Consider the following 23,732-nt stretch of genomic DNA (forward strand, 5'->3'; position numbering starts at 1 on the left):
CCGACCCGGGCGCGGCGCCCCCCCCGACTCCGCCCCGCCCGGCGCTGGTCCGCGCCCCCCGCCGGGGCCGGGGGGGGCGATAGTGCGGGCTCCCCCCCCGGCCCCGGTGGTGTGAGACGAAGACAGTTGAGAGCTGGTGAACGATCCATGAGTACCGATCACGTGCCGGTGGCGCCGGGCAGCGCCGCTGCCGAGCGCAGCCGCCTGGTGGCGATCGCGGTTGCCGTGGTGGGACTGGTGGGCATGTTCGTGGCCCTCCTCGGCTGGACCGGCATCGCCCAGGGCGTCGACAGCACGGTCGGGGCTCCGCCGTGGGTCATCTTCGTGATCGGTGCGGTGATCGTCGTCGGCGCCGCTGTCTTCGATCTGGCCGCCGGGTCGCGGTCGGACGTCTACGTGGTCGCCCCGGGGCAGCAGTTGACCGCTCTGCAGTTCGTGCTCAACAAGCTCGCGCCGTGGATCATCGTGGCGCTCACCGTCGTGGGCATGATCGCCATCTGGTTGCGGCACCGCTGACCGGTCGCTCCCACCCGCTTCCGGGTCACTCGCGACCGGTTTGTTACTCACCGGTAGCATGCGGTACGTCACCGGGCAGACGACCCGCGGCATACCATCGCCGCAGGAAAGGGCGCCGCGTGCGTCCGCCCACGAACGCTGACTCACGTCAGATCTCGCACCCTGAGGGAAGAGGACGATAGACGCATGAACATCGTGGTCTGTGTCAAGTACGTGCCGGATGCGCAAGCGGATCGCACGTTCACCGAGGACAACACGACGGATCGTTCGAACGTGGACGGTTTGTTGTCGGAACTGGACGAGTATGCCGTCGAGGAGGCCCTGAAGATCGTCGAGGGCAGCGACGGTGAGGTCACTGTCGTGACGGTCGGTCCCGAGGGTGCCGCCGACGCGATCAAGAAGGCGCTGCAGATGGGTGCGCACAAGGGTGTGCACGTGCTGGACGATGCGATCCACGGCAGCGATGCACCGGCCACGTCCCTGGTGCTGGCCGAGGCGGTCACGAAGGCCGCCGGCGGCACCCCTGAGTTGGTGCTGATGGGTCTGGCCTCCACGGACGGCACGATGAGCGTGGTGCCGGCGATGCTGGCCGAGCGGCTCGGCCTGCCGCAGGTGACGCAGTTGTCGACCCTGGAGGTCGGCGACGGCGTGGTCAAGGGTCGTCGCGACAGCGACACCGCGTCGGACTCCTTCGAGGCGCCGCTGCCGGCGGTGGTCTCGGTGACCGACCAGATCAACGAGCCGCGCTACCCCTCCTTCAAGGGCATCATGGCGGCCAAGAAGAAGCCGGTGGAGACGTGGTCGCTGGCCGACCTGGGCGTCGACGCCGGGCAGGTCGGCCTGGACAACGCGTCCACCAAGGTCGTGTCGTTCACGGCCCGTCCGCCGCGGGAACAAGGCGAGATCGTCACCGACGAGGGCGACGGCGGCAACCAGCTGGCTGAGTTCCTCGCCAAGGCCAAGCTCGTCTGACACCGTTTCCGACTGACTTTCGCGAGCAGGTATGACGATGCCGGGACGAACGAGCCCGCGAGTCCGGCCGGAGCCGGAATACCTGCCCATGACATTGGATTGCAAGGAGTTTCAACATGGCTGAAGTCCTGGTTCTGGTGGATCACACCGACGGGCAGGTCAAGAAGAACACCGCGGAGCTGCTGACGCTCGCCCGTGCGCTGGGCGAACCGGCGGCGGTCTTCGTGGGCGGCAACGTGGAGGCGGCGCGTCCGCGGCTGGCGCAGTTCGGTGCCGGCAAGGTCTACGTCGTCGACAACCCCGACGTGACCGGTCAGGTCGCAGCGCCCTTGGCGGAGGCGCTGGCCGCGGTGGCGCAGCAGGCCTCCCCGGCGGCCATCCTGCTGCCCACGGGCGGCGTGACCAAGGAAGCGGCCGGCCGGCTGGCGGTCAAGACCGGCGGCGGCCTGATCACCGACGCGACCAACGTGACGGCCGGCGACGACGGCGTGACCACGACGCAGGCGGCGTTCGCCTCCAACTACACGGTGACCTCGGTGGTCACCAAGTCCCCGGCGATCGTGACGGTCAAGGCCAACGCGACGCCTCCGCAGGCATCGCAGGCGGGCGCAACGGTCGTGCCGGTCGAGGTGACGGTGTCGGACGTGGCGAAGGCCGCGAAGATCACCGGCACCGAGGCGAAGGCCAAGTCCGGTCGCCCGGAGCTGACCGAGGCACAGATCGTGGTCTCCGGTGGTCGCGGCACCGGCGGCGACTTCTCGCCGGTGGAGGCCTTCGCCGACACCCTGGGCGCCGCGGTCGGTGCCTCGCGTGCGGCGGTCGACGCCGGCTGGTACCCGCACGCCAACCAGGTGGGCCAGACCGGCAAGCAGGTCAGCCCCCAGCTGTATGTCGCATGCGGCATCTCGGGTGCGATCCAGCACCGTGCCGGCATGCAGACGTCCAAGACGATCGTGGCGATCAACAAGGACGAGGAGGCACCGATCTTCGAGCTGGTCGACTTCGGCGTCGTCGGTGACCTGTTCACCGTGCTGCCGCAGGCCGACGAAGCGATCAAGAAGGCCAAAGCCTGACGATCGACCGGCACACCGACGCACGGAGCGGCATGGGGATCCCAGACCCCATGCCGCTGCGTGCGTTCTGCGCAGTCAGTGCGGCAGCGGCTGCAGCGTGAGCTTCGCGTCGGACCACACCGACCGGGCCTTCGTCCCGCCGGGTGTGGCCAGCTGGACCAGCCGCAGACCGTGCACGGCGCTGCCCTTCGGCGCCCAGAAGACGATCCGGTAGTCGTGCGAGTGCCCCTTCTTCACCAGCGCGCTGGTGAGGGTTTCGCCCTGGCTGCCGAGTGCGGTGTTGCTGCGGCACCGTCGGCCGGAACCGTCGATGAGCACGAAGGAACGGCGGTCGACATACGCGTCCGCGCCGGTGGCCGTCACGTGCAGCGTGATGTCGATCGCGTCCATGTCGTTGGGCTGGGTGGGTCCGGGCGTGAAGGCGCGGCGTGTGGGTGTGCTCGCCCGCACCGATTGTGAGACGACGCTGTCGCCGTGGCTGATGGTCGCGCCGAAGTCCTTGCGGGTGCTGCCTCTGGTCGACAGTTTCGACGCGGCGCCGTCGCAACCGGTGGCCGGAGCGGTCGCGGACGGGGTCGCCGCGCCGGCCTTCCAGGCCAGGCTGGCCGAGCCGGCCCCGGCCGCGGGCAGATACCGGACGCTCAGCCGGGACAGCATCGTGCTCGAGGGCACCAGGAACGCCACCGATCCGGCTGCGGCGTGCGACTCGTCGACCGTCAGCGCCACGAAGCCGTCGTCCAGCGGGTTGATCGCCGGTTGCGCGCAGCCGCGCCCGGCGCGGTCCACCAGCAGGAACTGCGAGTGATCGACCGCGAAGGTGCCGTTGGTGCGCACACTCGCCCGGATCGGCACCCGGACCAGCCGGTACCCCGGCTGGTCGGACGGTATGGCGCTGAACTGCGGTGCCCCCGCGCCGACCTGCAGGGCCGACGAGGGGCCGGTCGGCGCGGCCGTCCCGAAGGGCACGGTGTCGCCGGTCAGGGCCGGCGCCGCGTGGGCGGAGCAGGCGGTCGGCGTGGTGGAGGCGGGCGCGGACGGGCGGCTGGTGCCCTGGCCGCCGGAGCCGCAGCCGGTCAGAGCCAGGGCGGCTCCGCACAGGGCCGCGGCCACGGCGCTGCACCGTGCGGACAGGTGGCGGACAGGAACGGGCACGCCGCACAGTCTCGCAAATGCCGCTCCGCGGCGGGTTCACCGGAGGGCGTCGGCCGCCGCGACCGCGCGTACCCTTGACGGGTGAAGTTTTCGGCATACCTCGACCACGCGGCCACCACACCGACCCGGCCGGAGGTCATCAGCGCGATCGCCGAGCAACTCGCCACCGGTGGCAACGCGTCCTCGTTGCACACCGTGGGCCGAGCCGCCCGCAGAGTCGTCGAGGAGTCCCGCGAAGACGTGGCGAAGGCACTCGGCTGCGGTCCCTCGGAGGTGGTGTTCACCTCCGGCGGCACCGAGTCCGACAACCTGGCGATCAAGGGCACCTGGTGGCAGCGCCACGGCGAGGACCGGCGACGCAACCGGCTGCTGGTCGGTGCCACCGAGCACCACGCGGTGCTGGACGCCGTGGAGCACCTGGTCCACCACGAGGGCGCGGTCGTCGACTGGATCGAGGTGGACGCCTCGGGCCGCAGTGACGCCGCCCAGCTCCGTCAGCTGATCGAGCGCGACCCGGCATCGGTGGCGATGGTGTCGCGGATGTGGGCCAACAACGAGGTGGGCACCGTGCAGCCGGTGGCCGAGGTGGCCGCGGTGGCGCACGAATACGGCATACCGATGCACACCGACGCGGTGCAGGCGATCGGGCAGTTGCCGGTGGACTTCGCGGCGTCCGGTGCCGACCTGTTGACGGCGAGCGCCCACAAGTTCGGCGGTCCGCAGGGCGTCGGCGTGCTGCTGGCCCGCCGCGACGCGTCGCTGACGCCGCTCACCCACGGCGGGGGACAGGAGCGCCAACTGCGCAGTGGCACGCTCAACACCGCCGGGATCAGGGGTATGGCGCTCGCGGCGACCCTCGCCACGGAGCAGCTGTCCCAGGAACAGGAGAAGCTGGCGGCGTTGCGGGACAAGCTGATTCGCGGCGCCCTGGACCTGGGACTGGACATCCGGGTGACCGGTGCGCACGAGGTCGGCGACGTGTCGGCCCGGTTGGCCGGCAACGCGCATCTGCGGATCCCCGGCTGCGACGGCGATTCCCTGCTCTACCTGCTCGACGCCGCGGGGATCGAGTGCTCGACCGGGTCGGCGTGTCAGGCCGGTGTCCCGCAGCCCAGCCACGTGCTGCTGGCCATGGGCATCAGCGAGGACGACGCACGAGGTGCGCTGCGGCTGACCCTGGGGCACAGCTCCACCGACGCGGACGTCGCAGCCTTCCTCGAGACACTGCCGGCCGCCGTCGATCGGGCCCGCCGGGCACGCTCGGCCAGCAGGGGTGGTCGCTGATGCGGGTCGTCGCCGCGATGAGCGGCGGCGTCGACTCGGCGGTCGCGGCGGCCCGGATGGTCGACGCCGGCCACGAGGTCGTCGGCGTACACCTCGCACTGTCCCAATCCGCCGCGACACTGCGCGAATCCGCCCGCGGCTGTTGCACCATCGAGGACGCCGGGGACGCCCGCCGGGTGGCCGACAAGGTCGGCATACCCTTCTACGTCTGGGACATGGCCCAGCGGTTCCAGGAGGACGTCGTCGAGGACTTCGTCGCCGAATACACCGCCGGACGCACCCCGAACCCGTGCCTGCGGTGCAACGAACGCATCAAGTTCGCGGCGTTGCTGGACAAGGCGCTCGCGCTCGGCTTCGATGCCGTGGCGACCGGCCACTACGCACAGATCGTCGACGGCCCCGGCGGGCGTGAGTTGCACCGTGCGGTCGACATGGCCAAGGACCAGTCCTACGTGCTGGGGGTGCTCGACGCCGACCAGTTGGCCCGGTCCTTCTTCCCGCTGGGCGACACGACCAAGCCACAGATCCGCGACGAGGCCGCGGCGCGCGGCTTCTCGGTCGCCAAGAAGCCGGACAGTCACGACATCTGCTTCATCGCCGACGGCGACACCAAGGGCTGGTTGACCAAGCGGCTGGGTGAGCAGCCCGGCGACATCGTCGACACCGATGGCGAGGTCGTGGGCGAGCACCGCGGCGCCTTCGCCTACACGGTCGGACAGCGGCGCGGGCTCGGTCTGAAGGTGCCGCGTGAGGACGGCGCAAAGCGCTACGTCGTCGACGTGCGGCCCGGCACCAACACCGTGGTCGTCGGCACCGAGGACCTGCTCGGCATCGACGTCGTGGTCGGCGATCATGCCCGCTGGTGCGGCCCGGCGCCGGCCGGTGCGCTACACGTCGGTGCCCAATTACGAGCTCACGGTGAGGAATTCGCCGCTACCGCGGTGGCCGACGGAGACCGGGTGACGGTGCGGTTGGACCGCCGCGCGCGCGGCGTGGCGCCCGGCCAGTCCGTGGTGCTGTATGACGGGACCCGCGTCGTCGGATCCGCGACGATCACCGGGACCGACCGCGCCTGAGCGGTCCACCGACGCCGGCGGGGTGTGCGGATCCGGTGCAACCGATGCCGCCCGGGGACCGTCAGGGTGGGGAGGGCGGACACGCCACCGGCTATCGTTGCCGCGGATCGAAGGACCACAAGGGGATCACGCCATGGCTTTGACTGACCACCGCACGATGCGACCGCTGCTGGCGTTCGCCACGATCGGCACCCTGTGTCTCGGACTCGCCGCCTGCGGCGGCAGCGATTCGCCCACGGTCGTCGCGCCGACGGCGGACGGCACCAGCGCGACCTCGACCGCCGACCCGACGTCGCCCAGGACGTCGGCGTCATCCAGCAGCGACACCTCGCCCGGGTCCTCGAGTGCTCCGTCGAGTCCGTCATCGACCGACACCACCAGCGCCGTCGCGTTCGCGCCCGGACAGTGCATCGACGACACGACCAACTGGCAGGTCATCCCGTGCAGCCGGAAGCACGAGCTGGAGATCATGTCGGTCGTCAAGACGACCAAGGACGCCGACGACATCGTCAAGCGTGGCGTGCTGCGCACCTGGACCTGCAACAACGAGGTGGCGGCATACGTCGGCAGCCCGAGTGGTGCCTTCTCGCGGATCCTCGACCAGGCGGTGCCCGCCGCGGCGGACCCGAACGCGGCCGAGCAGATCGTCTGCGCCATCGGCGTGGCCAAGCCGGACGACTCCGGCTACGAAGAGATCACCTACGGCCTCAAGAACAGGCTCAAGCAGACCGGCTACACCGACTACCGGATCTGCACCAGCGATCGCCCGAGCAAGACCGACTCGCCGCACATCGTGCCGTGCAGCCGGCCGCACAAGGCCGAGACCATCGGCGGCTACGTGATCGGCGCGGCGGACGGCACATACCCCGGCAGCGCGGAGGTCGACAAGCGGGCACTGAAGAAGTGCGTGCCGCTGGCCAAGAGCTACCTCGGGGGCACGCGCGGCGACGTGATCGCCGCCGTCAACAGCACCGGCAGGGAAGGCTGGAAGCGGGGTACGACGTTGACCGCGTGTTTCGTGGAGGCCACCCAGGGCACGTTCGGCAAACCGTTGCAGGGCATCAAGAACAAGCCCTTGTCGCAGTACCGCTGACTTCCGTTCCGACCTCGCGAGGCACCACACATGACTGACGCAGTGCCGGCCAGCGGCATCGGCTCGCTCCCCGGCAACCACGTCGAGGGTGCGGCCCGCGCCGTGCGCGAACTGTACGACGGTGACGGCATCCCCTATGTCGTGGAGCTGCCCGGCCGCGGACCGGGCGCGGACCTGATCGGCCGCACCGCGGCACAACTCATCGGCCTGGCAATCGACCTGCAGCCCGCCGGCTGGCGGCTCACCGACGGTGCGGGCCGCGACGCGTCGCGGGCACGCGCCTTCCTGCGCCAGGACCTGGACGTGCTGGCCGAGGTGTATGACGGCTATGCCGGGCCGCTGAAGCTGCAACTGTGCGGTCCGTGGACGTTGGCGGCCACCCTGGCACTGCCGCGGGGCGAGCGTGTGGTCAGCGATGCCGGCGCGACGCGGGACATCGTGCAGTCGCTGGCGGACACTGCGGCAGAACACGTGGCACAGGTGCGCCGGCTGGTGCCGGGCGCCGTACCGATCGTGCAGTGGGACGAGCCGGCGCTGCCGGCTGTGCTGGCCGGCCGTCTGCCGACCGTGTCCGGCTTCGGGCGGATTCGCTCCGTCGACGCCAACGTGGCGCGTGACGGTCTGCTGCACTTGACCGAAACTGTTGCCGGACAAGCAGATTCCCAGGTGCTGCACTGCTGTGCGGCGGATGTGCCGGTTCCGCTGGTGCGTCAGGTCGCCGGCCTGGACCTGGCGCTCGACACCTCGCTGGTGCGGCCCGCGCAGTGGGACGGCATCGCGGAGCTGGTCGAGTCCGGGCGCCGTCTGTGGGCCGGACTGGTCCCGACGGTCCCCGCCCCGGACCGGGCCCGGCCGTCGTTCCAGCAGGTGACCGCACCGTTCACCGAGCAATGGCACCGGGTCGGACTCGAGATGGCGCTGCTCGAACGCGTGGTCGTCACGCCGGCCTGCGGACTGGCCGGTGTCAGGCCCGCCGACGCCTCGCGGATCGGACGGCTGACCGTCGATGCCGCGCACGCCCTTCGCGACCTGGCGGCACGCTGATCGAGTAGGCACGCTGATCGAGTAGGCACGCTGATCGAGTAGGCACGCTGATCGATTAGGCACGCTGATCGATTAGGCACGCTGATCGATTAGGCACGCTGGTCGAGTAGCGACGAAGGAGCGTATCGAGACCAGTGCCGTCGGCGCCATACGGCAGGATGGCAGCCGTGACCGAGATCGACGGCATACCCACAGACGTGCGGCACGAGTGGACCGAGCTCGCCGAGGAGGCGCGCGGTCACCAGTTCGCCTATCACGTGCGCGACGCGCCGACCATCAGCGACGGCGAATACGACGCGCTGATGCGGCGGCTGGGCGACATCGAGGATCGATACCCCGCGCTGCGCACACCCGAGAGCCCGACCCAGCAGGTCGGCGGCGCGATTTTCACCACCGATTTCACCGCGGTCAAGCACGCGGAGCGGATGCTCAGCCTGGACAACGTGTTCAGCGCGGAGGAGCTGGACGCCTGGATCGGCCGCGTTCAGCGCGACGTCGGCGATCAGCCGTTGCACTTCCTGTGCGAGTTGAAGATCGACGGGCTGGCCATCAACCTGACCTACGAGAAGGGCCGGCTGGTGCGTGGCGTCACCCGCGGCGACGGCACCACCGGCGAGGACGTCACCTCCAATGTCCGCACGGTCGAAGGCATTCCGCACAAACTCGCCGGCGACGACATCCCGGACCTGGTCGAGGTCCGCGGCGAGATCTTCATGGGCATGTCCGACTTCGAGCAGCTCAACGCCGCGCTCGTGGAGTCGGGCAAGGCGCCGTTCGCCAACCCCCGCAACACCGCTGCCGGTTCGCTGCGGCAGAAGGATCCGCGGGTGACCGCGAGCCGGGCGTTGCGGATGCTGGTGCACGGGATCGGCGCCCGGCGCGGGTTCGACATCCAGCGTCAATCGCAGGCCTACGACCTGCTGCGGGACTGGGGGCTGCCGGTGTCCACCCACTACCGGGTGGTCGACACCGCCGACGCGGTCCAGGCGTATGTCGCCTGGGCCGGCGCCAACCGGCACTCGGTGGAGCACGAACTCGACGGTGTCGTGGTCAAGGTCGACGAGGTGCCGGTGCAGCGCGCGCTCGGTTCGACGTCGCGTGCCCCGCGCTGGGCCATCGCCTACAAATATCCGCCGGAGGAGGTCAACACCAAGCTGCTCGACATCGAGGTCAATGTCGGCCGCACCGGCCGGGTGACACCGTTCGGGGTGATGGAGCCGGTGGTGGTGGCGGGCTCCACCGTCGCCAACGCCACGCTGCACAACGCCTCCGAGGTGAAGCGCAAGGGCTTGCTGATCGGCGACACCGTGGTGCTGCGCAAAGCCGGCGACGTCATACCCGAGATCCTCGGACCGGTCGTGGACCTGCGCGACGGCAGCGAGCGTGAGTTCGTGATGCCGACGCACTGCCCCTCCTGCGGCACCGAGCTGGCCTACGAGAAGGAGGGCGACAAGGACATCAGGTGCCCCAACTCGCGCACCTGCCCGTCGCAGCTGCGCGAGCGACTCTTCAGCCTCGCCGGCCGGAGCGCGTTCGACATCGACGCCCTCGGCTGGGAGGGCGCCGTCGCGCTGCTGGAGTCCGATGTGATCACCGACGAGTCGACCCTCTTCCGGCTCACCCGGGAGCAGCTGGTGCAGGTGCCGGTCTACACGCGGGCCGCCAAGAAGTCGGATCCGGCCGACACGATCGTCGACGGGAAGGTGTTGTCCGCCAACGGTGTCCGGCTGCTGGACAACCTCGCGAAGGCCAAGGATCAACCGCTCTGGCGGGTCATCGTCGGGCTGTCGATCCGGCACGTCGGGCCGACGGCGGCCCGCGCGCTGGCGACGGAGTTCGGCTCCATCGAGGCGATCCGCACCGCGAGTGTCGAGGAATTGGCGGCGTCCGAGGGCGTTGGCGGAGTCATCGCCCAGGCGGTCGTCGATTGGTTCGATGTCGACTGGCACTGTCAGATCGTCGAGCGCTGGGCCGAGGACGGCGTCCGGATGGCCGACGAGCGCGACGCGTCGATCCCGCAGACCCTCGCCGGGCTGACCGTGGTGGTCACCGGCTCACTCGAGGGTTACTCCCGCGACTCGGCCAAGGAGGCGATCATCGCCCACGGCGGCAAGGCGGCCGGTTCGGTCTCCACGAAGACCTCGTATGTCGTGCTCGGCGCCAACGCCGGGTCCAAGGCCGACAAGGCGGAGCAGCTCGGCGTGCCCACGCTCGACGAGGACGGGTTCGTCGCGCTGCTCGAGAACGGCCCGCCGGACTCCGAGGACGACGCCCGCTGATCGAGCGTCGTGCTGAGTAGCCCGAGGCGCCGGCCGAGGGCGTATCGAAGGGTGCCGGAGGAGCGAGGTCGAGCACGCGGGTCGAGTGCCGGAGGAGCGAGGTCGAGCACGCTGGTCGAGTGCTGGAGGAGCGAGGTCGAGCACGCTGGTCGAGTGCCGGAGGAGCGAAGCGGGGGAGGTGTATCGAGACCAAGTGCTCTGGTCGCCTGGGTCGGTGTCGAACGAGCCGCCCGCCCGGACGCACTCCACTGCACTCCGCTAGCGCTCCGTTCCGTTTCATAGGTCCGTTCGGACGACCCGCTCGACACCGCGGTCGTCCGGTCGGTCTGTGGTCGGGCTGGCCGTCTGGGTTGCCTGATCGCGGTCTCCGGCCGCAGGCGTATCGAAGGGTGCCGGAGGAGCACGGTCGAGCACGCTGGTCGAGTGCCGGAGGAGCGAGGTCGAGCACGCTGGTCGAGTGCCGGAGGAGCGAAGCGGGGGAGGTGTATCGAGACCAAGTGCTCTGGTCGCCTGGGTCAGTGTCGAACGAGCCGCCCGCCCGGACGCACTCCACTGCGTGAACCGTCCCAGGCACTGTGCCGCTGTGTGCCGTAGGGCGTCCGCGTCCCGGGTGTCCAGCCGTGTGATTGTGGACGCTTGGTGGCGGTCTTTTCGCAGCTTTCTATGGCGCACTGGGGTCGGCAGCGGGGGGCAAGTCTGTGTAGCGACCACCGAGGCAGTGCCATCGGCGAAGATGGTTTCGACGGTGAGGCGACCGGATCGTTCAGGAGGGGTTCAAGTGATTCGGAAGTTGCAGGGGTTGCGTGCGTTTGTGGCGGTCGCGCGGCGGGGGAGCGTGCGGTCCGCTGCGCGGGAGCAGCATTACGATCCCTCGACCGTGAGATCCCAGGTGCGTTCGTTGGAGCAGCAGCTGCGGCTTCGGCTGTTACGGCGTCATGGCGAGGAAGGGACCGGGCCGTTGAGCCGGGCCGGGGAGCAGCTTGAGCCGGAGGCCGAACATGCCGTGGATGCGGTGGACGAGGTAGAGGCGAAAGCCTCGCGCATAGCAGATCAAGGGCCGTGACGCCAGCGGGTGGGTGATTTTCACCCACCCTTGCCGTTCCTGGGACAGATGTGGCCTGCGGGGAGGAGGGTGCATGCACTGGCCGGACACATAGACGACCTACAGGGGGCCGTCGGGGAGCAAGGGTTGCGGCTGGACCGTCACTAGAAGGGGAATTTGATGCGTCGTGTGCCGTGTCGTTCATTGTTGGTTGCCGTGGTGTCCACCGGGCTGGTGGCCACAGCAGGGGTATGCGCGGCACCGGCCGCGCACGCGGCGTCGGTAGCGTCGGCGACGCTGACCGGGGTGCGGAAGTCGGCCACGCGGGTGCCGTTCCAGATCAGTCCGCAGGTGTCGGCATCAGTCGATGTCGGGACCGGAAACCTGATGGTCTCCACGCATGACTGGAACGTGCCTGCAATCAATGGGCAGTTGCAGCCGTTGGGTTTGGCGTACAACTCGTTGACATTGGGGTCGGGGTCGGCGGTTACGACGGCGGATGCTGGTAAGGGCTGGTTTGTGCCGCTTGGTACGGATACCCGGTTGATCGCGAACGATGACGGGTCTGTGCTGTTCCTGGCCTCCGATTCGGAGCAAGGCTTGTTCAAGGCCGCCAGTGGCGGCGGGTACACGCCACCGTCGACGATGAACAAGACACTGACCAAGAACAGTGACGGCACCTGGACGGTGACCGATGTGCCGTCGTTGCAGAAGATGCACTTCACCGCCAGCGGTCATTTGGACAAGATCACCGACCGTAACGGCAACGACACCACGATCACCTACACCAGCGGGAACGTGTCCTCAATTAAGACCGGAGCCGGGTTTGAGGTGGATGTGACCCACGACGACAAAGGTTTCATCTCGAGCATCACGGACCACATTGGTCCACGTCATACCGGTATCGGAGTCCCGGCGAGGGTGGACTACTCCTACGACGACTCGGGTCGGCTGATCGCGATCAAGCAGTCCGCGCAGGGTTTTGTGGGACATTGGCCGTTCCCCACGACGGAGGCGTCGTTTACGTACTCTTCGGCCGGTGATCTGGCCTCGATCACCGATGGGGACGGCCTGACGACCGAGTTTGTGTACGACTCTTCGCACCGGGTGACCTCGGTGTCACAGGGAAAGGGCTCCGACCAGACCGTCACCCGGTTCTCGTACGTCTCGGCGACGCATACTGACGTGGCGGACCCGAACACGAACCAGTCCCAGGCCGTGGCCGACGTGCCGCACACGGCATACACGGTCGACGCGGAGACCAAGCTGGTGTCCAAGGCGGTCGACCCGCTCGGGCACGAGCAGTCCGCGACCTACACCTCGTTCAACGATGTTGCCTCCGCCACCAACGGGGTCGGCGGGAAAACCACGAACGACTACTCGTCCGGGGTGAACGGTGGCCACTCGGTGACACAGTCCACCTCCCCGACCGGTGCCACGCAGAAGGCCACCTACGGCACTGGGAAGAGCGCGTACAACCAGGTCAGCAGCACGGACGCCCAGGGCAACAAGTCGGTCATGACGTACGACGGTGCCGGCAACCCGGCCTCGACCACCGCCAACGGTGGCGCCAACGCGCAGGTGCACTTCAACTCTGATGGCACCCTAGCCAGCTCGACCGACCCAGCGGGTCACAAGACCACCTACACGAACGACCCTGACAGCAAGTACATCACCAAGATCACCCCACCGGACGGGTCAAAGCTGGGACCGACGACGATTTCAGGTGTTCCGGCGACGTCGATCACTAATGGTGCCGGACAGGAAACGGACTACAGCTACGACGCTCTGGACCACGTCACCCGGTCCAAGAGTGCGGACGTGACGGTCAACTACGCCTACACGGACGCCGAACGGCTACAGACGCGCACCGACGGCAACCAGAAAGTCACCTACGGGTACGACAACCGGGGCAACCTGGCCTCGATTGCCACGACCCCGATGACCGCTGGGGCGCCGCCAGCGAGCACGATCAGCTACGGGTACGACAAGGCCGGGAACATGATCTCCCGGACCATCGGGTCCGACACCACGAAGTACACCTACGACGCGGCGAATCGGTTGACGTCCATGACCGACAGCACGGGCAAGGTCACCCGGTTCGCGTATGACGACAACGACCACCGGACCGACACGTGGTGGCACACCAACGCCGATCACTCCACGTTCGCGGCGCACACCCACAACGAGTTCGACAAGTCCGGGCGGCTGACCCGCACCTGGACCGCGAGGAACAACTCGGATTCCACGCGAGTCTTCGACAGCTCGTACTCCTACGCCAAGAGCGGTTCCGATACCGCGCTGATTCAGTCGATCACCAACAACAACGCTTCCAGTGACAAGACGACCACGTTGACGTACGACACCCAGAACCGGCTCACCAAGGCCACCAACTGGCTCGGCAAGGACTACGTCTACACCTATGACAAGAGCGGAAACCGGACCAAGGTCACCACGGACGGTAAGACGACACAGTCGTTGACGTTCAACGCCGACAACGAGATCAGTTCCTCTGGGTACGCCGACGACAAGGCTGGCCGGCGCACCAAGGACGCCAAGGGCGGAGGTGACATGACCTACAACAGTGCCGGCCAGATGATCACGCAGAAGACGTCACAGGCGGACGCGACGTTCTTGTATGCCGGCGATACTCAGGACGAACTGATCCAGCAGAACAGCCAGAACGGCACCACCAACTACGTGTTCGGCCGGGCAGACCAGGCCGGCACACCCACCGTGGAATCCTTCACTCAGACCGGTGCCTCAAACACGTCAGTTACCTTCCACAACGACGCGGCTGGTCAGCCGATCGACTTCACCCAGGACGGCAATAGCTTCTATGTCATGTACGACGGGCTCGGCCAAACTCGCGCGACGCTGAAGGCGGACGGCACCGTCAACGGCACCATCGACCCCGATCCGTGGGGCGCCTGGTTCCCGCACGACGATGCGTCCACCGCCAAGAAGAGCGCGTCGAAAATGGTCACCTCCGCCGCCAGTGGAGGAAACGAGTCCCCGTGGACAACTCTCGGTATCGGGAACCAAGCCGTCCCCGGGTTCGCCTGGTGGAAACGCGGCGCCCGCTGGAACGACACCACCACCGGCACCTGGACCACCGTCGACCCCATCACCATGCTCAACAACCCCAACCGCGCCAACCCCTACACCTACACCGGCGACGACCCCATCAACAACATCGACCCCGCAGGTCGCTCGATCTTTAGCGGCGCAGCTGAAATATTCGCCGGCGCAGCGGCTCTCGAGGTATCTTCGTTCATTGAAGAAGGTGCAGTAGCTGCGACCGCCGTTGGTTGCGTACCTTGCGGAGTGGGCCTTGGGCTTTTCGGAGCTGGGGTTGCTGGAGCTGGAATTTACGCGATTGTCGATGGAGCAAACCAGCTGGATGATTGAGCCAAGATGACAAGAGCATATAAACTGATCTATGTCGTACTAGTTCCAGTATTCCTTGCACTAACTGCGATGATTATCATTGGCAAGGGCCATCTTTTAATTGGTCTGATTTTGCTAGTTGCGGCTATGGTAGGACTCAGTACAGGTATCTACAGGGCCCGTCGCCTATCGCGTCTCGATAGGTACCTTAAAGAAGAACGGCTCGATTGAAGCACCTTCAAGTACTGTCGGAGTTAAGCGACCGCCGCGCGCTCTTCCTATAAGCGTCTTTAGTGGCAGAATCTGCGTTATCCCAAGAGGCAAAGAGAGATGAACGAATATGCGACGACAGTAGTAATTCGCCATGTCCGCTGGCGCCGGACGAAGCGTCCAACCTAAAAAGTCGACGAGCCAGGAGTTCTACCCGTTCATCATCTGTGTTTTCATTGTGACTGGAGTCTGACATATTTATGAGTATACAGCCGTGACTTTCGGGGAGCGATACTCACAGCTAACCCCGACACTGAGGTTTTCTCACCAGCGGCCTCGTTGCATGGTCGTGAGGACGAGTGCGGCGGCGACGATGTTGCCGATTCGCCAGGGGCACAGGCTGATGCGGCGTAGTGCTTTCCATCCGGATTTGAGCAGGGCATTGGCTCGTTCGGCGGGTGCGCGCAGCGCGGTGATCGATAGGTTCGCGGTCTGGTTGTCGACAGCGAGCTTGCGTCCCTTGATCGGCACGTGGATGCCGATGCCGGCACCGGCGTAGCCCTTGTCGGTCAGGGTGGGCAGTCCCTTGACGGCGGCCAACGTTGCGGACATCACCGAGGCCGCGAACCTGATGCGACCCGATGACGAGGTCGGCTACGCCGACTCCGGGTATCAAGGTGTCGCGAAGCGGCCGGAGATCATCGGTGATCCGGACCTCGCCAAGATCGACTGGCGGGTCGCGGCCCGTAAGAGCAAGTTGAAGGCGATGCCCGCGCATGACCAAGAAGTGGAGGTCAAGTCCCTGTTAGTGGTGTAGCGGGCTGCGTTCTCCTTGTTGGGTTTCAGGCGGTCAGTTCGGGTAGTTGATCAGCTCCGATCTCGGGTTCGGTGGTGACGAGGTTGATGCGGCATCGGGTCAGGACGTCGAGGCCGAGGTAGCGGCGGCCTTCGGCCCATTCATCGGTTTGCTCGGCGAGGACGGCTCCGACGAGGCGCACGATCGCGGCCCGGTTGGGGAAGATGCCCACGGAGTCGGTGCGGCGGCGGATCTCTCGGTTGAGCCGTTCGGTGGGGTTGTTGGACCAGATCTGGGTCCACACGTCTTTGGGAAACGCGGTGAACGCCAGGATGTCAGCGGACGCGGCATCAAGATGGGCGTGCACGTCGGGCAGCTTCTCTTGGACGTAGTCCAGGAGGCGGTCGAACTGGGCGTGCACACTGGCCGCGTCGGGTTGGTCGTACACGCTGTGCAGCATCGCTTTGACCGCCGGCCACATGCTCTTCGGGGTCACCGACATCAGGTTCGCCGCGTAGTGCGTGCGACAGCGTTGCCAGGACGCGCCGGGCAGGTTGGCCGCGATCGCTTCGACCAGGCCGTGGTGGGCGTCAGAGGTGACCAGTCGGACACCGGTCAGGCCGCGGGCGACCAGGTCGGCGAAGAACTCGTTCCACGCCGGCCCAGTTTCGCTAGTGGCTACGCGCAGGCCCAGGACTTCGCGGTGCCCGTCGCCGTTGACGCCGGTCGCCAGTAACACGACGGCGTTGATGACCCGCCCGCCTTCACGGACTTTCATCGTCAACGCGTCCGCCGACACGAACGTGAACGGCCCGGCATCGGCCAGCGGCCGGTGCCGGAACTCTTCGACGATCTGGTCCAAGTCGGTCGCCATCCGAGATACCTGCGACTTGGACAACGAGTCGATGCCCAACGTTTTGACGAGTTTGTCCATCCGCCGGGTGGACACCCCTGCGAGGTAGCAGTCGGCGACCACGGTGATCAGCGCCGCCTCGGTGCGTTTGCGGCGTTCCAGGAGCCACTCGGGAAAGTAGGTCCCGGTGCGTAGCTTCGGGACGGCCACGTCGATCGTGCCGACCCTCGTGTCCAGGCTGCGGTGGCGATATCCGTTGCGTTGCGCGGTCCGGCCCGGAGTCGGGCGGCCGTACTCGGCGCCCACGACCGCGTCAGCGTCCGCGGACAGCAACGCGTTGATCATCGTTTGCAACAGCGAACGCATCAGATCCGGTGATGCTTCGGTCAGGGCTTCGCCCAGGACGCCAGCAGGGTCGACAATGTGTGGTGCGGTCATCGTGATGACTCCATTCGAGAGTGCTGTGAGAGGTTCACTCGAAGGATCACGCGGTGGCCGCACCACGTCCACTACCAGGACGATCACGGCGACCGCGCTACACCACTATGCGGGACTCAACTGGCGTTCCTGACAACCCAGGTCAGCCGCATGCGTAGCTTTCCTGTCTTCTGGGTGGAGCGCGAGTGGCTTTGGTACCAGGTCAACTGGGTCGACGGCCGGCGTGATGAACCGGACGAGGACTACGGGCCAGGTTGGTACGCGGTGGCCGAACTCGAACAGAGCAGATTCGAGTACGACGAGCAGGTGTTTGCGGCCAAGCCGGTCGAGGAACCAGACCGTGCCGAGCTGTGGCAGAGGTTCGGAGCGCCGTAAGCGAGGCAATGAACCGCGCGACGATTCGGCATACGGCACGGCGGCTGACTGCGTGATGACAGTGCCCGCCAGGCGCTCCCGTGACTCACCCACATTTCGAATGCGGGACGGTGCCAAACTCATCAGCCAACGCTGTCGGAACGCGCCTACACGGAGACGATGTCCCGAATCCACCGATGTCACAAGGAGTTTCAGATGAGCGAAGCTGTTCCACTGGACGTGGTACTCGTCCACGTCGACCGCGCGCTGGACGGTATGACGGCAACCCTGCGGGACCTGGGTGACGACCTCGCCAATGCCGAGACGGGCCTGCCTGGTGGCAACACGGCATACCAGATCGTCCGGCACTGCTGCGGTGTCCTGGAGTTCTGGGGCGGTCAGGTGCTCGCCGACCGGCCGATCACGCGGGACCGCCCCGCGGAGTTCACGTCGTCGGGGACGGTCGAGGAGTTGATCGATCTGGTGACGCGGCAGCGCGCGTCGTTCGGTGCCGATTTGCGCGGGTTCGACGGCGACTCGCTGCCCCGCGGGCCGCTGGAGGAGCGCAACATGGACCGCGACGAGGTGCGCACGCAGGGTGGGGTGCTGCTGCACGTCTACGAGGAGCTGGCCCAGCACCGCGGGCATCTCGATCTCACGGCCGACATCGTGCGTGGTCGCTGAAGGCACCGGACTACTGTCGGGCACGTGAAAGCGCCTGACCTGTGGCCCAGTTCGGCGACTGCCCGGGCTGCCACGCCGTTCGTCGTCATCGGTCTCGCGCTGGTGATCGCCGCAGGGCTGGTGTCCGCGGCGGCAGCACCGACGGCGAGCTATCACAGCAGCTGGGCGGTCGCCTACCTGGTGCTAGTCGCCGGTGTCGCGCAGGGCGTGCTCGGTCTCGGCCAGGCGGTGCTGACCGCAGGCACCGTGCCGCTCGGCATCCGTTGGGCACAGCTGTGCTGCTGGAATCTCGGCAACGCGGCCGTGGTCGCGGGGACCTTGACCGACGTGCGGCCGCTCCTCTATCTCGGATGCCTGCTGCTGGTGGTGACCGTGGTGTTGCTGCTGCGAACCACGACGCACGTGCCGTCGAACTGGCTGGTGTGGACGATGCGCGCAGTGGTGATCGTCCTGCTGGTCAGTGTGCCGACCGGCATCGTCCTGCAGGCCCTCACGCACTGACTGCCCCGGAGCGGGCGCTGCGGCGCACCGGGTCACCGCTCCGGATCGACGAGCTTCCCGCTCTTGGCGACTTCGGGGTCAGTGCACGAGGACAGGTCGAAGCAGCACGGGCGCCGCTTTCCGGAGCGCAGCTTGGAGATGCCCACTTCGACGCGACGGTCCCGGGTGACCGGGTTCTTCGTCGCGTTGATCCAACGCACCCATTCCCACCGCGCCATCGGCGTGATGTCCTGCCAGGTCTCGGTCAGGTCCGCCGCATCGGCCAGCGCGGCCGAGAAATCCTCGGGGACATCGGGTTCCGGCCAGGTCTTGGTCGGCTCGACGCTCAGGCGTACGGTGTCGCCCGCCGCCAGGTCGAGCTCACTGCGCAGCCCCTCGGCGATCGGGATCCAGTGGCCGCGGCGCCCGTCGGGTTCGATCACCGTCGGGTACGGCGCGTCGTTCACCGTGACGGTCGCGGCGATCTGGCCGCGCGACGGCAACTCGGCGCTGGCCTGCGCCGGTAGCCGGACGATCATCCGGTCGCCGATGAACTCGGTCGGAACAGTACACGTCACAGTGATCGGGTGTGCGTTGGTCGCCATACATCAAGGTTAGGAGAACCGGAGCGGCGCGTCGTGCCGAACGAGCGCACCGCAACCGCACGATGCGCACGGCAGGAGGTGCACGCCGGCGCGGCCTCCACCACGTCTCAGTCGGCGTCGGGGCCGTATGTCGGCGTGTCGCCGGCGGCGCCTGGGTCCGCGGCGAAGGCGCGGTAGGCGTCGATGATCATCGAGACGCACTGGTCGAGCTCGAGCAGCGGTGTGTTGAGCTGCAGGTGGTAGAGCGTCGGGTCGTCGATGTCACGGCAGTAGAGGTGCTGCACGTACTTCGCGCGGGCGGTGTCGACCTTCTCGAGGTTCTGCTCCGCCTGCTCGGGGGTGACCTTGCCCTCGCCGAACTTCTCCGCGGCCTTGATGCGTTCCTCGGGGCTGCCGTAGAGACGGATCCGCAACACGTCGGTGCGGTCCTGCAGGGCGGCTGCACCACCTCGGCCGAGGATCACCGCACCGTCGGCCAGCGCCTCGCGCATGATGTTGTCGGCTTCGTTCCGAAACTCCTCTGCCGCGGCGCCGTCGGCCGCGGCGATCGCGGCACCACCGCTGATGGTGTCGGCCAGTGGTGCCAGGTTGCGGAAGAACCGGTCGGCGAAGCTCAGTTTGCGCTCGCCCTCCTGCGCCTCCTGCAGCGACACGTCCAGATCCGCGGCCACCCGGGCGCTGATCGCCCGGTCCAGCATCCGGAAGCCGAGTCGCTCAGCGACCCGCGGGGCGACGACCCCGCCGCCTGCGCCGTATCCGGACGAGATGGTGATGCCTGGCATGACAGCCTCCTGTGCCTCGGGTGAGAGGACCTGGGTCGACTTCGGGAAGAAACTTTGATTTGCTATCAAGTTGTATCACTGCAGGTGATCAGTGTGGTCCCCGAAGGTATCGGGCGACCTGCCCGAGCCGGGCGAAATGCGCCGAGTGGCGCGAAATAGACTGGCCACCATGTCTGACCTCTCCCGCGACGAGGTGGCCCACGTCGCCATGCTCGCCCGCATACAGCTCACCGACGACGAGCTCGACCGGTTGGCCGGTCAACTCGACCAGATCGTCGGGTTCGTGGCCACCGTCGGCGAGATCACGACCGAGGACATTCCGCCGATGTCCCACCCGCTGCCGCTGGAGAACGTCACCCGCGACGATGAGGTCCGACCGAGCCTGACGCCCGAGCAGGCGCTGGCCGCCGCCCCGCACGCGCAGGCCGAGCGGTTCGCCGTGCCGCGCATCCTGGACGAGGAATGAGAGCCGAGAAGATGACCGACTACACCCGGCTCACGGCTGCCGAGATCGCCGACGCACTGGCCGCCGGAGACACCACCTCGGTGGAGGTCACCCAGGCACACCTGGACCGGATCGCCGAGATCGACGGGGACATCCACGCCTTCCTGCAGGTAGACGCCGACGGCGCGCTCGCCACGGCGCGGTCGGTGGACGCCGCGCGCGCCGCGGGGGAGAAGCTCGCCCCGCTCGCCGGTGTCCCGATCGCGGTCAAGGACGTGCTCGCGACCCGGGGTCTGGAGACCACGGCCGGCAGCAAGATGCTGCAGGGCTGGATCCCGCCGTATGACGCCACGGTGGTCGCCAAGCTGCGGGCCGCCGGCATGCCGATCCTGGGCAAGACCAACATGGACGAGTTCGCGATGGGCAGCTCGACCGAGCACTCGGCATACGGCCCCACGCACAACCCGTGGGACCTGGACCGCACGCCCGGCGGTTCCGGCGGTGGCTCCTCCGCGGCCGTGGCCGCGTTCGAGGCGCCGCTCGCGATCGGCACCGACACCGGCGGCTCGATCCGCCAGCCCGCGGCCGTGACCGGCACGGTCGGGACCAAGCCGACGTATGGCGGCGTCTCCCGCTACGGCCTGATCGCACTGGCGAGTTCGCTGGACCAGGCCGGCCCGTGCACCCGCTCGGTGCTCGATGCCGCCCTGCTGCACGAGGTCATCGGCGGCCACGATGTGATGGACTCCACGTCCATCGACGCACCCGTCCCCGCGGTGGTCGAGGCCGCCCGCCACGGCGACGTGTCCGGAATGCGGATCGGTGTCATCAAGGAGATCTCGGGCGACGGCTTCCAGCCCGGCGTCAAGCAGCTCTTCGAGGAGTCGGTGCAGCTGCTGGTCGACCGGGGAGCCGAGGTCGTCGAAGTGAGCTGCCCGAGCTTCGAGAAGGGCCTGGCCGCCTACTACCTGATCCTGCCGAGCGAGGCCAGCTCCAACCTGGCCCGCTTCGACGCGATGCGCTACGGGCTGCGAGTCGCTCCGGAGGGTGTCGACAGCCCCAGCGCCGAGCAGGTCATGGCCGCGACCCGCGAGGCCGGGTTCGGCGACGAGGTCAAGCGCCGCGTCATCCTGGGCACCTACGCCCTCTCGGCCGGTTACTACGACGCCTATTACGGCCAGGCGCAGAAGGTGCGCACGCTGATCGCGCGCGACTTCGCCGCCGCCTACGAGAAGGTCGACGTGCTGGTCACCCCGACCGCACCGACCACGGCGTTCAAGCTCGGCGAGAAGCTGGACGACCCGATGGCGATGTACCTCAACGACGTCGCGACGATCCCGGCCAATCTGGCTGGCGTTCCTGGCATTTCGATCCCCAACGGACTTGCCGCCGAGGACGGTCTGCCCAGTGGTTTCCAGATTCTCGCGCCTGCCACGAAGGATGAGCGGCTCTACCGTGCGGCCGCTGTCCTCGAGGCGGCACTGCACGACAAGTGGGGAGCACCGATCCTGGCGCAAGCGCCGGCCCTGACAGCAAAGGTGGTGGGCTGATGACCGACGCAGTCGTCGACTACGACGAGGCTCTGGCGACATACGACCCAGTGATGGGCTTCGAGGTCCACGTCGAGCTCAACACCGCGACCAAGATGTTCTGCGGATGCGCGACCGGTTTCGGTGCCGATCCCAACTCACAGGTCTGCCCGGTCTGCCTCGGCCTGCCCGGCGCGCTCCCGGTCGTCAACGGCAAGGCCGTCGAGTCCGCCATCCGGCTCGGCCTCGCGCTCAACTGCACCATCGCCTCGTGGTGCCGCTTCGCCCGGAAGAACTACTTCTACCCGGACATGCCCAAGAACTTCCAGACCAGCCAGTACGACGAGCCGATCTGCTTCGACGGCTACCTCGACGTCGAGGTCCCGGCCGCCTCCGGCCAGGGCACCGAGACCTTCCGCGTCGAGATCGAACGCGCCCACATGGAGGAGGACACCGGCAAATCGCTGCACGTCGGCGGCGCCACCGGCCGCATCCAGGGCGCCGAATACTCCCTCGTCGACTTCAACCGCGCCGGCATCCCGCTCATCGAGATCGTCACCAAACCCATTGAGGGCGCAGGGGATCGGGCACCGGAGATCGCCCGGGCGTATGTCGCCACCCTCCGCGACCTGGTCAAGGCGCTCGGCATCAGCGACGTGAAGATGGAGCAGGGCTCGGTGCGCTGCGACGCCAACGTGTCGCTACGCCGCAAGGGCGTCGAGCAGCTCGGCACCCGCACCGAGACCAAGAACGTCAACTCATTGCGCTCCATCGAGCGGGCCGTCCGCTACGAGATCAGCCGGCAGGCGGCCATCCTCGACGACGGTGGCTCGATCACCCAGGAGACCCGGCACTGGCACGAGGACACCGGCGTGACCACCGCCGGCCGTCCGAAGTCCGACGCCGACGACTACCGCTACTTCCCCGAGCCGGACCTGGTGCCCGTCGCGCCGTCGGCGCAGCTGGTGGAGGAGCTGCGCGGCACGCTGCCCGAGCCGCCCGCCCAGCGCCGCAAGCGGCTGCAAAGAGACTGGGGCTACAGCGATCTGGAGATGCGTGACGTGATCAACGCCGGCGCGATCGACCTGATCGACGAGTCCGTCGCCGCCGGCGCAACACCCGCCGGCGCGCGCAAGTGGTGGACCGGCGAGCTGGCCCGCCGCGCCAACGCCGAGGGCAAGAGCGTGGCGGACTTCAACGTCACCCCCGCGTATGTCGCCGAACTCGACGGCCTGATCAAGGACGGCCGGCTCAACGACTCGATGGCCCGCCAGGTTCTCGACGGTGTCATCGCCGGCGAGGGCTCGCCGACCGCAGTCGCCGACGCCCGCGGCCTGGAGCTGGTCCAGGACGACAGCGCCCTGGAGGCTGCGGTCGACAAGGTCATCGCCGCCAACGAACCCATCGCCGCCAAGGTCCGGGACGGCAAACTCAACGCCGCCGGCGCGCTGATCGGTCAGGTCATGAAGGAGCTGAAGGGACAGGCCGACGCCGCCAAGGCGCGCGAGCTGATCCTCACCAAGCTCACCTGACCGGCGAGCGACGCAGTTGTCGCCGCGGGGCGCCCGTGGACGTGGGTGCCGCGGCGGCAACAGCGGGAGAGGGCAGAGATTAGTTTAATGGACAGGAAAGTCG

Annotated in this window: 22 protein-coding genes and 1 pseudogene; 17 read left to right on the forward strand and 6 right to left on the reverse strand. The window is 67.7% G+C overall.

Annotated elements, in window-relative coordinates; all coding sequences use genetic code 11:
* The first annotated feature begins 147 nt into the window (after positions 1 to 147).
* From ACTHL4_RS05555 to ACTHL4_RS05565, 3 genes are all read left to right on the forward strand, one after another.
* Positions 148 to 516 carry a hypothetical protein gene (locus ACTHL4_RS05555; protein ID WP_440281748.1) on the forward strand — a complete coding sequence of 123 codons (369 nt, stop codon included), beginning with the start codon at positions 148 to 150 and terminating at the stop codon, positions 514 to 516.
* Positions 517 to 702: 186 nt separating this feature from the next.
* Complete coding sequence (locus ACTHL4_RS05560) at positions 703 to 1,488, forward strand: electron transfer flavoprotein subunit beta/FixA family protein (RefSeq protein WP_440281749.1); 786 nt, start codon at positions 703 to 705, stop codon at positions 1,486 to 1,488.
* Positions 1,489 to 1,604: 116 nt separating this feature from the next.
* Entirely contained in the window at positions 1,605 to 2,561 is a 957-nt protein-coding gene (locus ACTHL4_RS05565) for an electron transfer flavoprotein subunit alpha/FixB family protein (RefSeq protein WP_440281750.1), read from the forward strand.
* 75 nt (positions 2,562 to 2,636) lie between these two features.
* On the opposite strand, the gene ACTHL4_RS05570 is transcribed toward ACTHL4_RS05565, so the two are convergent.
* Complete coding sequence (locus tag ACTHL4_RS05570; RefSeq protein ID WP_440281751.1) at positions 2,637 to 3,713, reverse strand: hypothetical protein; 1,077 nt, start codon at positions 3,711 to 3,713, stop codon at positions 2,637 to 2,639.
* Between the two features lie 81 nt (positions 3,714 to 3,794).
* Here ACTHL4_RS05570 and ACTHL4_RS05575 point away from each other — a divergent pair, with 81 nt between their 5' ends.
* From ACTHL4_RS05575 to ACTHL4_RS05600, 6 genes are all read left to right on the forward strand, one after another.
* Positions 3,795 to 4,997, forward strand: a complete 1,203-nt coding sequence (locus tag ACTHL4_RS05575) for a cysteine desulfurase family protein (RefSeq protein ID WP_440281752.1) — start codon at positions 3,795 to 3,797, stop codon at positions 4,995 to 4,997.
* Positions 4,997 to 6,073 carry a tRNA 2-thiouridine(34) synthase MnmA gene (gene mnmA, locus ACTHL4_RS05580; RefSeq protein WP_440281753.1) on the forward strand — a complete coding sequence of 359 codons (1,077 nt, stop codon included), beginning with the start codon at positions 4,997 to 4,999 and terminating at the stop codon, positions 6,071 to 6,073. The genes ACTHL4_RS05575 and mnmA overlap by 1 nt, the downstream gene beginning before the upstream one ends.
* Positions 6,074 to 6,206: 133 nt before the next feature.
* Positions 6,207 to 7,166 (forward strand): septum formation family protein, encoded by a 960-nt coding sequence (locus ACTHL4_RS05585; RefSeq protein ID WP_440281754.1) that lies wholly within the window; start codon positions 6,207 to 6,209, stop codon positions 7,164 to 7,166.
* Between the two features lie 30 nt (positions 7,167 to 7,196).
* A complete protein-coding gene (locus tag ACTHL4_RS05590) occupies positions 7,197 to 8,210 on the forward strand; it encodes a methionine synthase (protein ID WP_440281755.1) in 1,014 nt (337 codons plus the stop codon).
* Between the two features lie 158 nt (positions 8,211 to 8,368).
* Entirely contained in the window at positions 8,369 to 10,489 is a 2,121-nt protein-coding gene (gene ligA, locus ACTHL4_RS05595; protein WP_440281756.1) for an NAD-dependent DNA ligase LigA, read from the forward strand.
* Positions 10,490 to 11,222: 733 nt separating this feature from the next.
* Positions 11,223 to 11,552, forward strand: a complete 330-nt coding sequence (locus ACTHL4_RS05600; protein ID WP_440281757.1) for a LysR family transcriptional regulator — start codon at positions 11,223 to 11,225, stop codon at positions 11,550 to 11,552.
* A gap of 143 nt (positions 11,553 to 11,695) precedes the next feature.
* On the opposite strand, the gene ACTHL4_RS05605 is transcribed toward ACTHL4_RS05600, so the two are convergent.
* A complete protein-coding gene (locus tag ACTHL4_RS05605; RefSeq protein ID WP_440281758.1) occupies positions 11,696 to 12,184 on the reverse strand; it encodes a hypothetical protein in 489 nt (162 codons plus the stop codon).
* Between ACTHL4_RS05605 and ACTHL4_RS05610 the strand changes: the two genes are divergently transcribed.
* Positions 12,177 to 14,942 carry a hypothetical protein gene (locus tag ACTHL4_RS05610; RefSeq protein ID WP_440281759.1) on the forward strand — a complete coding sequence of 922 codons (2,766 nt, stop codon included), beginning with the start codon at positions 12,177 to 12,179 and terminating at the stop codon, positions 14,940 to 14,942. The two genes, ACTHL4_RS05605 and ACTHL4_RS05610, sit on opposite strands and share 8 nt — an antisense overlap.
* Before the next feature lie 513 nt (positions 14,943 to 15,455).
* Here ACTHL4_RS05610 and ACTHL4_RS05615 read toward each other — a convergent pair.
* A pseudogene (locus ACTHL4_RS05615) lies at positions 15,456 to 15,728 on the reverse strand (transposase family protein); the annotation flags it as partial.
* A 34-nt stretch (positions 15,729 to 15,762) separates the two neighbouring features.
* Between ACTHL4_RS05615 and ACTHL4_RS05620 the strand changes: the two are divergent.
* Complete coding sequence (locus tag ACTHL4_RS05620) at positions 15,763 to 15,948, forward strand: hypothetical protein (RefSeq protein ID WP_440281760.1); 186 nt, start codon at positions 15,763 to 15,765, stop codon at positions 15,946 to 15,948.
* Positions 15,949 to 15,973: 25 nt separating this feature from the next.
* Here ACTHL4_RS05620 and ACTHL4_RS05625 read toward each other — a convergent pair whose 3' ends face one another.
* Positions 15,974 to 17,218, reverse strand: coding sequence for an IS256 family transposase (locus ACTHL4_RS05625; RefSeq protein WP_440281761.1), 1,245 nt, complete (start codon positions 17,216 to 17,218; stop codon positions 15,974 to 15,976).
* A 150-nt stretch (positions 17,219 to 17,368) separates the two neighbouring features.
* On the opposite strand from ACTHL4_RS05625, the gene ACTHL4_RS05630 reads away from it, so the two are divergent.
* From ACTHL4_RS05630 to ACTHL4_RS05640, 3 genes are all read left to right on the forward strand, one after another.
* Positions 17,369 to 17,593 carry a hypothetical protein gene (locus ACTHL4_RS05630; RefSeq protein WP_440281762.1) on the forward strand — a complete coding sequence of 75 codons (225 nt, stop codon included), beginning with the start codon at positions 17,369 to 17,371 and terminating at the stop codon, positions 17,591 to 17,593.
* Positions 17,594 to 17,788: 195 nt separating this feature from the next.
* Positions 17,789 to 18,256 carry a mycothiol transferase gene (locus ACTHL4_RS05635; RefSeq protein WP_440281763.1) on the forward strand — a complete coding sequence of 156 codons (468 nt, stop codon included), beginning with the start codon at positions 17,789 to 17,791 and terminating at the stop codon, positions 18,254 to 18,256.
* A 24-nt stretch (positions 18,257 to 18,280) separates the two neighbouring features.
* Positions 18,281 to 18,757 carry a hypothetical protein gene (locus tag ACTHL4_RS05640; RefSeq protein WP_440281764.1) on the forward strand — a complete coding sequence of 159 codons (477 nt, stop codon included), beginning with the start codon at positions 18,281 to 18,283 and terminating at the stop codon, positions 18,755 to 18,757.
* Between the two features lie 32 nt (positions 18,758 to 18,789).
* Here ACTHL4_RS05640 and ACTHL4_RS05645 read toward each other — a convergent pair whose 3' ends face one another.
* The gene (locus tag ACTHL4_RS05645) at positions 18,790 to 19,341 is read right to left on the reverse strand and encodes a YdeI/OmpD-associated family protein (RefSeq protein ID WP_440281765.1); all 552 of its coding nucleotides are present in this window, start codon (positions 19,339 to 19,341) and stop codon (positions 18,790 to 18,792) included.
* A gap of 107 nt (positions 19,342 to 19,448) precedes the next feature.
* Positions 19,449 to 20,123: an AAA family ATPase gene (locus tag ACTHL4_RS05650; protein WP_440281766.1), complete on the reverse strand. Its 675-nt coding sequence runs from the start codon at positions 20,121 to 20,123 to the stop codon at positions 19,449 to 19,451.
* A 169-nt stretch (positions 20,124 to 20,292) separates the two neighbouring features.
* Here ACTHL4_RS05650 and gatC point away from each other — a divergent pair, with 169 nt between their 5' ends.
* From gatC to gatB, 3 genes are read left to right on the forward strand one after another with little or no spacing between them, the layout of a single operon-like run.
* Positions 20,293 to 20,589, forward strand: coding sequence for an Asp-tRNA(Asn)/Glu-tRNA(Gln) amidotransferase subunit GatC (gatC, locus tag ACTHL4_RS05655; RefSeq protein ID WP_440281767.1), 297 nt, complete (start codon positions 20,293 to 20,295; stop codon positions 20,587 to 20,589).
* 11 nt (positions 20,590 to 20,600) lie between these two features.
* Positions 20,601 to 22,118: an Asp-tRNA(Asn)/Glu-tRNA(Gln) amidotransferase subunit GatA gene (gene gatA / locus ACTHL4_RS05660; protein WP_440281768.1), complete on the forward strand. Its 1,518-nt coding sequence runs from the start codon at positions 20,601 to 20,603 to the stop codon at positions 22,116 to 22,118.
* The gene (gene gatB / locus ACTHL4_RS05665; RefSeq protein ID WP_440281769.1) at positions 22,118 to 23,629 is read left to right on the forward strand and encodes an Asp-tRNA(Asn)/Glu-tRNA(Gln) amidotransferase subunit GatB; all 1,512 of its coding nucleotides are present in this window, start codon (positions 22,118 to 22,120) and stop codon (positions 23,627 to 23,629) included. The genes gatA and gatB overlap by 1 nt, the downstream gene beginning before the upstream one ends.
* Positions 23,630 to 23,732 lie beyond the last annotated feature (103 nt).

Source organism: Flexivirga sp., assembly GCF_051955415.1.
Taxonomy (GTDB): Bacteria; Actinomycetota; Actinomycetes; order Actinomycetales; family Dermatophilaceae; genus Flexivirga.

Bases quoted from the DNA above. Each gene is read 5' to 3' on its own strand.
- ACTHL4_RS05585 (WP_440281754.1), top strand. From the start codon at position 6,207: ATGGCTTTGACTGACCACCGCACGATGCGACCGCTGCTGGCGTTCGCC.
- ACTHL4_RS05620 (WP_440281760.1), top strand. From the start codon at position 15,763: ATGCGACCCGATGACGAGGTCGGCTACGCCGACTCCGGGTATCAAGGT.
- gatC (WP_440281767.1), top strand. From the start codon at position 20,293: ATGTCTGACCTCTCCCGCGACGAGGTGGCCCACGTCGCCATGCTCGCC.
- ACTHL4_RS05625 (WP_440281761.1), bottom strand. From the start codon at position 17,218: ATGACCGCACCACACATTGTCGACCCTGCTGGCGTCCTGGGCGAAGCC.
- ACTHL4_RS05635 (WP_440281763.1), top strand. From the start codon at position 17,789: ATGAGCGAAGCTGTTCCACTGGACGTGGTACTCGTCCACGTCGACCGC.
- gatA (WP_440281768.1), top strand. From the start codon at position 20,601: ATGACCGACTACACCCGGCTCACGGCTGCCGAGATCGCCGACGCACTG.
- ACTHL4_RS05555 (WP_440281748.1), top strand. From the start codon at position 148: ATGAGTACCGATCACGTGCCGGTGGCGCCGGGCAGCGCCGCTGCCGAG.
- ACTHL4_RS05645 (WP_440281765.1), bottom strand. From the start codon at position 19,341: ATGGCGACCAACGCACACCCGATCACTGTGACGTGTACTGTTCCGACC.
- ligA (WP_440281756.1), top strand. From the start codon at position 8,369: ATGGCAGCCGTGACCGAGATCGACGGCATACCCACAGACGTGCGGCAC.
- ACTHL4_RS05650 (WP_440281766.1), bottom strand. From the start codon at position 20,123: ATGCCAGGCATCACCATCTCGTCCGGATACGGCGCAGGCGGCGGGGTC.
- ACTHL4_RS05560 (WP_440281749.1), top strand. From the start codon at position 703: ATGAACATCGTGGTCTGTGTCAAGTACGTGCCGGATGCGCAAGCGGAT.
- mnmA (WP_440281753.1), top strand. From the start codon at position 4,997: ATGCGGGTCGTCGCCGCGATGAGCGGCGGCGTCGACTCGGCGGTCGCG.
- gatB (WP_440281769.1), top strand. From the start codon at position 22,118: ATGACCGACGCAGTCGTCGACTACGACGAGGCTCTGGCGACATACGAC.
- ACTHL4_RS05590 (WP_440281755.1), top strand. From the start codon at position 7,197: ATGACTGACGCAGTGCCGGCCAGCGGCATCGGCTCGCTCCCCGGCAAC.
- ACTHL4_RS05610 (WP_440281759.1), top strand. From the start codon at position 12,177: ATGAACAAGACACTGACCAAGAACAGTGACGGCACCTGGACGGTGACC.
- ACTHL4_RS05565 (WP_440281750.1), top strand. From the start codon at position 1,605: ATGGCTGAAGTCCTGGTTCTGGTGGATCACACCGACGGGCAGGTCAAG.
- ACTHL4_RS05630 (WP_440281762.1), top strand. From the start codon at position 17,369: ATGCGTAGCTTTCCTGTCTTCTGGGTGGAGCGCGAGTGGCTTTGGTAC.
- ACTHL4_RS05600 (WP_440281757.1), top strand. From the start codon at position 11,223: ATGGTTTCGACGGTGAGGCGACCGGATCGTTCAGGAGGGGTTCAAGTG.